Here is an 8,905-nt window from a genome sequence, read left to right as displayed (position 1 = left end):
ACCACGAATGCGCAAACGAAGACCGAAGTCCTACCCATGGCTGAAAGAGCCTCGTCACATCGCACGTGAGCGCGTCCAAAAATATGGGCACGCTCCACGGGCTTAAGTAAGTGCCATTCACCCTAGAACCCGATAGACGCCTTGAACCTGCGTCTGGAATTCGTTCATCTGGCTTTGCAGGAAGGCACCAACCGGCGTGAGCTGTGTCGCCGTTTTGGCATCAGTGCGAAGACCGGCTACAAGTGGCTGGCCCGTCACGCGCAGGACGACGGCGCCACGGCGCTGGCGGACCGCTCGCGCCGGCCCTTGCTGAGCCCGACGCGTACCGCACCGTCGGTCGAGCAGCAGGTGGTTGAGCTGCGCCAGGCGCATCCGGCCTGGGGCGGAAGCAAGAGCAGCCGGCGCCTGCGCGATCAGGGGCACACGGAGGTGCCCGCGCCGAGCACCGTGACCGGCATCCTGCATCGCCACGGCCTGATCGACGACGCGGCGTCCGCAGCGGCCACGCCGTGGCAGCGCTTCGAGCATGCGCAGCCCAACGAACTGTGGCAGATGGATATCAAGGGCTGGTTCGACCTGCAGGACGGACGACGCTGTTCGCCATTGACGGTGCTCGACGACCATTCGCGCTACAACCTGACGCTGGACAGTTGCGAGGGATGATTAGCTACATCGATAGTGTACGTCTGTTCGAGCAACAGAAGGTTGACAGAGAAATTGGGTACTAAGGTGTGGAAAGGATCAGTTCGACCCAGCGACCGAGTACGGCAAGCACCACTTTGCCGAGTACGTGGTGAAGAAGAAGAAGAAAACTATCAATTTCGCCGGTTTCGGTCCGATTCTGACCCGTTTGGATGCGGTGCTGCTAGTGCACGCTGCGAAGCCATAGTGGAAACGCTGCGGTTGGTGGTACAACTCCGGATGGCTTGGCTCGGCGGCCTCACTTCCTAGAGGGCCAGAGACGCTCGCCAACTGGAAGCGGGCATTCGGCAATGACACCGCATACGCTCACTATTGGCCGGCAAGCGGCCACTCGCCGGCCGCCGCATCATCAAACTTCGGTCTGCTCGGCCAGCTTCGAGCGCAACTGAAGCTGCTCTTCGGCGTAGAGTCGATAGACCCGGTTCCGGCTCACGCGCCAGCCTTCACGCTGTAGCAGTACATGCCGTCGGTAGCCGTATCGAATACGCATCTGCGCGATCTCGCGCATGCGTTGAGGCAGCGCCGTCTGAGGATCCTTGACGCTGCGATGGTAGTAGGTACTGCGAGCTTGCTTGACCAGCCGGCACGCCCGCTGCGTCGGAAGACCGTAGTGATCAAGAATGTAGCTCACCACCTACAGCGCGGCACCGTCATGCGCTTCGTCTATGGGCGAGTTGTGCCTTGATGTACGCAACACATCCAGAAATCCAATTGACCAAGGATTTCTCGTCTTCGATTTGTCCCGAGTGATGCCCCTGCGCGTGCTGCCACGTCGCCGACATCGCAAAATGGAAATGCGATAGATCGCGTTCATTGTCGGCCGTCGGAGTCTCGGTCGCTGCAGCCCACGGCGCGGTTGCAGGCTGGGCAACCCATGGCGCGGCGCCAGTAACATCGACGCGTTCCGGTGTGCCCGGGCGCCCGGCGTCAATATTCCAGTGCGGCTGCGCGTGCGAGCTTGCCTCCGATCGCGGATCCCATTCCGCCCGAAACTGCAATGCGGAACTAGCCGGGGCTGGGCCCACATAGAGCTTGAGACTCACATGCGTGATGTAGGCAACTCCGCGCTCCCACTCGTAGTCAACCGCCACTTCAAGCCATGCGCCATCGCGCGCAGTGGGCTCGCGAATGAGCAGCACGGCAAATCGCTGCTCCTCGTCACGCGTGATTCGGGGATTGGACCTAATCCGAAGGCTTGGTCCTCTCGGCGTTTCCACCTCGTCAGCGCTAGCGAAACTCATCTCGAGCTGCCTCTGGACTACCGAGGCGACACTCTTGCCGAAATTAGCGATCTTTTCGACGCGAAATCCAAGTACTGGCGTCGGACACGGTTCGCTGCTACGGCGCGCTGCGACAGCCTGCCGACGGCGAGTCATGCACCCATGCCCGAGGCGGACGCAAACAGATCCGACACTAAGCGGTCACGCCTCTCGACAGAGTACGGCGCACCATCTCCGATAGCTGCACCTATTAGAGTCAATTCCTCTACGTAACCCTCTAGCCCCGATGTCGTCAGATTGACGAAAGGCATCTTCTCGATGAATCGAGCAGACAAATTGAACTGCCCTCCAGACAATGTGTTGGACACGGCAGCAATCAATCTCTGGATTGTCGTCGACGACAGTATTGCAACCGTCGCGAGGTTAAGATTTTCATCGAATAGGCCAACGGCTTTGGGTGTCCAAGCATAACCTTGCACGACAACATACTCCCCTTTCGAGTCCCAAGCGAACGATCCAGCGTTTCCGAAATATGTCGACAGAATGAGAGGCAAACGTTGCTCATGTATCGAACGCTTGCGGGTAAGATCCCACCAACGTCCACTGCTCAGATCACGCTGCTCCAAAGGAATTCGATGCGGCATCAGGAAATTTCGTTTGAACACTGGTAGATGTTCCATGAGCGCATCCTCGTCGTCCAAAGCGGGAAGTTGTGGCCCATAAGGATAAAACACCCAGTGCCCGTCACTAATTCGACCGTCTCTGATCGATGCATTTACAACCGCCTTGCGAAAGAACTTCCGCTCGCCACGGGGAATGAGCTTGAAGTCGTTCGAATCCAAAAGGAATGCAAGGTTTAACCCCGTAATGACGCCTTGGTTGATGTCGTATAGATCACCGACCTTAGGCAAGCGAGAAAACGCATTGAGCAGTGTGCGCGAAGCCGCAGGGCGGGGCGCCCAGCCAATCGATCGACCGTCAATTTCCGGCTCGGTGTAAATGCTATACCCCTCACCATCCGCCTTGACGGGATCGCCTGTATTTACATGGCCGAGGCTGCGGAGGGCTCGCAGTGCCCGATCGGAAGCGCCACTGCTATGGTCAGCCCACACCATCAATGTGTGGCTGTCCGGACGTGGCTCTTCGTGCCGAGCAGCAACATAGAGAGAAGTATCAACCGTTGCTGCCGCAAATATCGCTTGATTACCCAAACGGACTACAACGCGGCGGTTCATCTCCGAATCGAGCTTCGCCCGCAACGGACGAGCTGAATTACCATCCAGCAATGACGCAGGAAGCACTGCACCCAACATCCCCCCGTCGCCTAAGCAACTCGATGCATTAAGTAGGAATACGAATGCCAAGTCTGGACGCGATCGGGCCAGGTCACCCAAGAGATCCGTGACCTGCTGTCTTGCATCAGCAGCAAGCGTTCGCCACGAAGCATAGGGCGGATTCATCAGGCAAAGGTCGACCTGGGTCGGCCATTCGGTCTCGAGTGCATTGGTCTGCGAGATCGATATCGTAAATCGCCCCCCGTGACGTACGGTCTCTGCCGCCAGAGAAAACCGCGCCATCAAAACGGCTGCCAGAGAGACGTCAAAACCGATTAACTGCACCTGTCCAGTGTAAGCATGGAGGTCAAGTTGACGAACTGCTTCCCGTAAAAACTCACCGCTGCCGCAGGCCGGGTCAAAAATAACGAGACGTTCACGCGCGAGGATCTCTGGTGTCAGGCACTGCTCGACCAACGTGCGAACGAGTGGGGTCGGCGTGAAGTAAGCACCGCTTGCACGCGACGTCGATCCGACCGTAATCAAATCGCCATCCCCAAGCAAACTCAGCTGTGGCGACAGCGCTACCAGATTATGAGCATCCTGAAAAATTCGCCCCATTGCATGACGCATCATTAGCGAAATGTCGAGGGACTTGTCGCTTGCCCGCGGTTGCAGGAAATCTTCGTAAATTCGACTACGGTTGGACTGCGAAATCTTCTCCCAAGACTCTCGGCAGCTATCGAGGTCTGACCATTCGAGTTGATCATTCGCATACGGCGCATCTGACTGCGATATCGCGAGGGTCAACGCATACAGGAACGCCTCCAATCCTGCCTGGTCTTGGGGGAGCAACGCGCGTATGCGGTTATAGGTGGTAACAGCGTGCGCAACGACGGATTGTTCGCGCGGGGCTTTGCTCGATTCCAGATATTGCTGAAACCCCGCGAGATTGTTGATCACGTCCGAAACGGACGAACCGACAAGCTGTGTACGATCCCATCGAGCGACCTCAACCCGATCGCGCCTAATCCGCACGTAGTGATCGACATCCGACGACCACGCAGTCTGGCGCCATGCCCTCGGTTCAATCTCGTTTTCGCTGATATCTAAGCAAAAATTTCCTTTCGCCCCGTTCAGCATTACGTATCGGTGCTCGTCAACGCCATAGTTTAATGGGACTGGCAAATAGCCGAGTCTCATACGCCAGTCTTGCACGTGGTCGAGTCGCATTATCTCGAGCCTTCCTTAATTTTCTTTGCAGTTGTAATGGGCGTCGGGCCGAAAGCGAGGTCCATCTGAACGAGTTCATCTCCACCCAAGCTGGCCAGAATCTGCAACTGCAGATCACGGGCAAGAGCATAGAGCGGGACGGTCAGCAACATTCCGCTGGACGAAGCAGGCGTGGCAACGCTAGACAGAGCGACCGTCATGGTCTCGAGGTCCAGGACGGCAACCGCCTCTTTGTAGGTCAATAGCGCGACTGACGCATCACAAACTCGAAAGAGTTGCTCGACAAGCGGGCATAGCTTGGCGACATCGGTACCGAGCTGCTCGACCAGCTTGCGGACCACCATGAGCGCGAGCACTTCACCGAACGTGTAGCAAGGGCCGTAGCCCCTCCGGCCGGACAGCGTAGGAAACGCCTTCTTCCAATACCGCAAGGTCTGCTCGCTCAGTCCTACGACAGCGCGCACCTGATGAGGAGAGAGTTTCATACACGCGGTTAAACTGTTGAGAACAACAGTTTAACCGCGACACTAGGCGGAGTACAACCCTTTTCGAGCTAAACACGCGAATGCTGATGCTCCTGCCACACGTTTGCCGGAACCCTCACCGGAACAAGTCCTCATCAATCCGTACCGGACACCACTCCCCAAACCGTACAGGTACTGTACCGGCCCCTGTCGCTAGAATGAGCCTCACCGTTTTCTGTTGGCGACACCGGAGCCCTCATGTCTTTCGTCACTCTCAGCGCGCTGCCCGCCGGCATCCTGTTCGCGCTCGTCACCTCGATCACGCCCGGTCCGAACAACACGATGCTGCTCGCGTCGGGCGTCAATTTCGGCTTTCGCCGCACGCTGCCCCATCTGTCCGGCATCAGCGTCGGCGTGGTGCTGTTGATGTTGTCGGTCGGCATCGGCCTCGGCGAGGCGTTCGTGCATTTCCCCGTGCTGTACACGGTGCTCGAAGTCGTCAGCGTCGCTTATCTGCTGTATCTGGCGTGGAAAATCGGCGCGTCGGGCGAACTCAAGCTCAGGAACGGCGAGCGTCGCCCGATGCGCTTTCACGAGGCGATCGCGTTTCAGTGGGTCAATCCGAAGGCGTGGATGATGGTGCTGACCGCCGCGACGACAATTCACCTGAGCAACAGCTTCGGCATGAACGCCGTCGCGATGGCTGCGGTGTTCTATGTGATCGGCTTTCCGTGCATCTGCGTGTGGGCCGGTTTCGGCACCGCGATGCGCGAGGTGCTGTCGAACCCGAAGCGGCTGCGCGTCTTCAACATCGCGATGGCGCTGCTGCTGGTCGCGTCGCTGTATCCGATCGCGCTGAAGCTGATCGGGCACGGCGGCTGAGCTTTCGACGCGCGCCGCCGCGTCTTGTACGCATGCAATGTTGGGGTTCGGAATCGCGTCGCTTTGCGATGCAACCTATAAAGAGCTAGCGTTTGATCAAATCGCAAAAAGGACTGCGGCTACGCAAAGCATCATGATGACCAGGCTAGAACGGTTCCTGAACGCATACACGATCGGGTCGTCATGCATCTGCCCTCGGAAAGCTACCATCCAGACGCGGCTGATCCAGTACAGCACGAGAACAAAGAAGATCCAAAGCCTGTGGGGATGACGATACAACCCCGTGACGGCGGCAGAATTCATGTAAAGCGCAAGAACGAGCACCGCCACATAGCCCGCTGCGGGTCCAAACGAGCGCACGATGCTCATGTCCGCCGTGAGATAACCTCGGCCAGGCGTCGAGTCCGTGCCCTCTCGCTGCATTTTGTCGAGTTCGGTATAGCGCTTCGCCAACGCCAGACTGAGGAATATCATCACCGAGAACATGATTAGCCAGTCTGACGGCACGACATCGACCGCCGCGCCCCCAGCCACGATGCGGGTGGTATAGAGCGCAGCCAGCGTGAAGACATCTACCAGCATCACCCGCTTCAGGTGGAAGGAATAAGCGAGTGTCATCACGACGTAACACGCTAGCACGAGCTGAAACGATGGCAGCAGGAAAACCGCGAGGCTCGCCGACGCCAGGAACAGGACGAATAACATGCCAATTCCGCTAACAAGCGGCAACTCGCCTGAGGCAAACGGACGTTTGCACTTGCGACTATGGCGCCTGTCCGCGTCGAGATCGAGCATGTCATTCAATATATATACCGAAGACGCACAGAAGCAGAACGAAAGAAATGCGATCCCGCCAACCTTCAGTGCGTCGAAGTTCGTGAAGCGATGCGACGCAAGAAGCGGCACGAAGATCAACAGGTTTTTCACCCACTGATAGACGCGCATTTCCCGTACGGCCAGCCTGAAGAGAGACCGTTTGTTATCGAAGATGACCGTGGTTTGATTCACCTTCCGCGCGGCCGCCTGGATGCTCTTTCCTCCAACGACAATCGCCGTGCGCGCCTGCTTCCACACCGGCAGATCGGCTCGCGCGTTTCCGCAATAGTCGAATCCTTGTACGCCAAACTCCGCCGTCAAAGCCGACGCCTTGTTCGTGCCTGACAGATTGATCGACTCGTTGCTCGCCATCACCCCCTTAAAGAATCCGAGGTGAGATGCGATCTGTTCGGCAAACCGTTGATTGCCTGCAGTGCAGAGATAAAGCTCGCGGCCGGCCGCGCTCTCTTTCTTCAGGAAGTCGATCAGGCGTCCGTTGTACGGCAGCAGTGACACGTCGATTGCGGCCCGTGCGGCTATCTGCGCTTTGAGATATCCCTTTCCACGCAGCGACCATTCCAAACAATAGAGCAGATAGAGCGGATTTCGCTTCACGAGAGCGAGGAACGACTCGATCAGAAGATCGCTGTGCGTCAGTGTCCCGTCCAGATCAACGCAAAGTGGAATGGCAGCCATGGTGACCTCGATGGACATAAATCGTCATCAACCTTCCAAAGTTTAAGCAATGCAAAAGTCGCATTGACCCGTTGGATCAGCACGCGAGCGCAACGGGCCGCTGCCGCGACTCATTTCCGCGTCGTCGCCTTCGTCGGGTGCTCAACTTTCAAGGCGTTGTAAAGGAGTCTGGCGAGCGCAATCGCCGGCTCTGCCAGCCACGAACATCTACTGATGCCAGTGAATCTTCGTACTTGAGAAGCGCAACTCCGCGTGGAATGCGCCTTACCGCAGTGAAGGGTAAGCGCACGTTCCCCGCATGAAGATCGTGATCGTCATGCACTCGACCCTTGTCTGAGCGCATCGACCTGTCGATAGGGTTAGCACGACAGATTCGTGGGCGGACAATGAAGCCAATCGCTGGCTATCGGTTATTCGCTGCGTTGCAGCGAACCCTTGGCGCCTGCAGCGAGCATAGATCTGCCGGCTCTGACCGGTGTCACAGCGGCTTGCAATGTGGTGATATTGGCCGATTACGTCGAACACTCTCCACGTCTGGGTCCACGCCTCGACTTTCCAAGCACCACCCATCGAGCTGCGCTATTTGTGCGGCGCTCCGACAGCAGAAAAGTGCCTCGGCGGTTCGCGCAATGCGAGCTTGCGCAGCGCCATTCAAATGCCCATAATCGGCGCTGTTCGATTCGCTGTCGTTCCTCTTTTACTTCGTTCATCCCAACCCCGGCCTTGCGTTGTGTTGTCGTGGGCATGTTTCGACGGTCAGAGTGGTGACCTTGGTAGCAGCGGGCATGCGTCGACCGGCGAGGGTCTCCATCAACCGGAGAAGGCCCGTATGTCCACGATGACGAATGACGCCATTCTGCGTGTGAGCTCCACGCGGAGATCGATGACGATGCAAGCCGCCCTGGAGCGTGTGAACTGGACGCAGCTGTGCGACCAGATCCTCATCTTCGTATTCGGCTCGTCGCTATATGCAGCGATCCTCTACAACCTCGACATCAATAGCGGCGTGCTGGCAGGAATCTGGGCGTTCGCCATCGTTGTAGCCGTCGTCATCTATGGCTATGTTTCTCGTTCCGAATTGCGCACCACGATCGTTACGATATTATTCATCGCGGTGGTGTTGTTTGCGTTTGGATTCCTGCGAGAATTCAGTTTCGACGGCTTGAACTATCACATCGCGACACCGTTATCGATAGACCACACCCTAAACGGCGTTGCCGATACCGACGCACTGGGCGGAAGCTTCTGGGCCGCACATTACCCCAAAGCATTTGAGTATTTTGCATACACGGCCAAGGTTCTGACTTCACGGTTCAACAGTGGAAAGTCATTTACGCTATTGCTCAGTGTCCCTGCCTGCGTTGCTCTGATGGGTTTGCTGCAGTCAGCGGGAATATCTGCCAGAGCGTCACTGATTGCTTCGGTTGCCTCTGTTTACAACCCGGTAGCGCTCGGCCAGGTGACGAGTTTTTATGTCGACGCTGCACATTACTACGGCGCGCGTCAAGCAAGTTGTCGCCTCACTCATGCAGCCAGAGGCTGTTTATTTGCGCTGATCGACGCCATCTCGACGACTGAGTCGCGTTCGGGGTTAAGCGTCACGGCACCAACCGGTGTC

At 57.4% G+C, this 8,905-nt stretch carries 5 protein-coding genes and 3 pseudogenes; 3 read left to right on the top strand and 5 right to left on the bottom strand.

Translation table 11 applies throughout. The features are described 5' to 3' along the window. Positions 1-132 precede the first annotated feature (132 nt). Positions 133-654, top strand: a pseudogene (locus tag F6X37_RS34820) (helix-turn-helix domain-containing protein); the annotation flags it as partial. Between the two features lie 400 nt (positions 655-1,054). Here F6X37_RS34820 and F6X37_RS34815 read toward each other — a convergent pair. The 4 genes and pseudogenes from F6X37_RS34815 to F6X37_RS34800 all read right to left on the bottom strand — a co-directional run. Next, positions 1,055-1,333: pseudogene (locus tag F6X37_RS34815) on the bottom strand (IS3 family transposase); the annotation flags it as partial. Positions 1,334-1,352: 19 nt separating this feature from the next. Continuing rightward, on the bottom strand, positions 1,353-1,841 hold the full coding sequence (locus tag F6X37_RS34810) for a hypothetical protein (RefSeq protein WP_187614542.1): 489 nt from the start codon (positions 1,839-1,841) through the stop codon (positions 1,353-1,355). Between the two features lie 233 nt (positions 1,842-2,074). Next, the gene (locus F6X37_RS34805; RefSeq protein WP_187614541.1) at positions 2,075-4,399 is read right to left on the bottom strand and encodes an N-6 DNA methylase; all 2,325 of its coding nucleotides are present in this window, start codon (positions 4,397-4,399) and stop codon (positions 2,075-2,077) included. Positions 4,400-4,428: 29 nt separating this feature from the next. Beyond that, complete coding sequence (locus tag F6X37_RS34800; protein ID WP_187614540.1) at positions 4,429-4,914, bottom strand: MerR family transcriptional regulator; 486 nt, start codon at positions 4,912-4,914, stop codon at positions 4,429-4,431. Positions 4,915-5,151: 237 nt separating this feature from the next. On the opposite strand from F6X37_RS34800, the gene F6X37_RS34795 reads away from it, so the two are divergent. Then, complete coding sequence (locus tag F6X37_RS34795; RefSeq protein ID WP_187614539.1) at positions 5,152-5,775, top strand: LysE family translocator; 624 nt, start codon at positions 5,152-5,154, stop codon at positions 5,773-5,775. A gap of 96 nt (positions 5,776-5,871) precedes the next feature. Here F6X37_RS34795 and F6X37_RS34790 read toward each other — a convergent pair whose 3' ends face one another. Beyond that, entirely contained in the window at positions 5,872-7,305 is a 1,434-nt protein-coding gene (locus F6X37_RS34790; RefSeq protein WP_262420146.1) for a UbiA family prenyltransferase, read from the bottom strand. A gap of 811 nt (positions 7,306-8,116) precedes the next feature. On the opposite strand from F6X37_RS34790, the pseudogene F6X37_RS34785 reads away from it, so the two are divergent. Beyond that, positions 8,117-8,905, top strand: a pseudogene (locus F6X37_RS34785) (hypothetical protein); the annotation flags it as partial.

This window comes from Paraburkholderia sp. 31.1, assembly GCF_014397645.1.
GTDB classification, from domain to species: domain Bacteria; phylum Pseudomonadota; class Gammaproteobacteria; order Burkholderiales; family Burkholderiaceae; genus Paraburkholderia; species Paraburkholderia tuberum.
The sequence above is the reverse complement of the archived record's forward strand: the minus strand, read 5'-3'. Positions and strand labels throughout refer to the sequence as shown.

Coding starts and splice junctions, on each gene's coding strand:
- F6X37_RS34805 (WP_187614541.1), bottom strand. CDS start 4,399: ATGAGACTCGGCTATTTGCCAGTCCCATTAAACTATGGCGTTGACGAG.
- F6X37_RS34795 (WP_187614539.1), top strand. CDS start 5,152: ATGTCTTTCGTCACTCTCAGCGCGCTGCCCGCCGGCATCCTGTTCGCG.
- F6X37_RS34800 (WP_187614540.1), bottom strand. CDS start 4,914: ATGAAACTCTCTCCTCATCAGGTGCGCGCTGTCGTAGGACTGAGCGAG.
- F6X37_RS34790 (WP_262420146.1), bottom strand. CDS start 7,305: ATGTCCATCGAGGTCACCATGGCTGCCATTCCACTTTGCGTTGATCTG.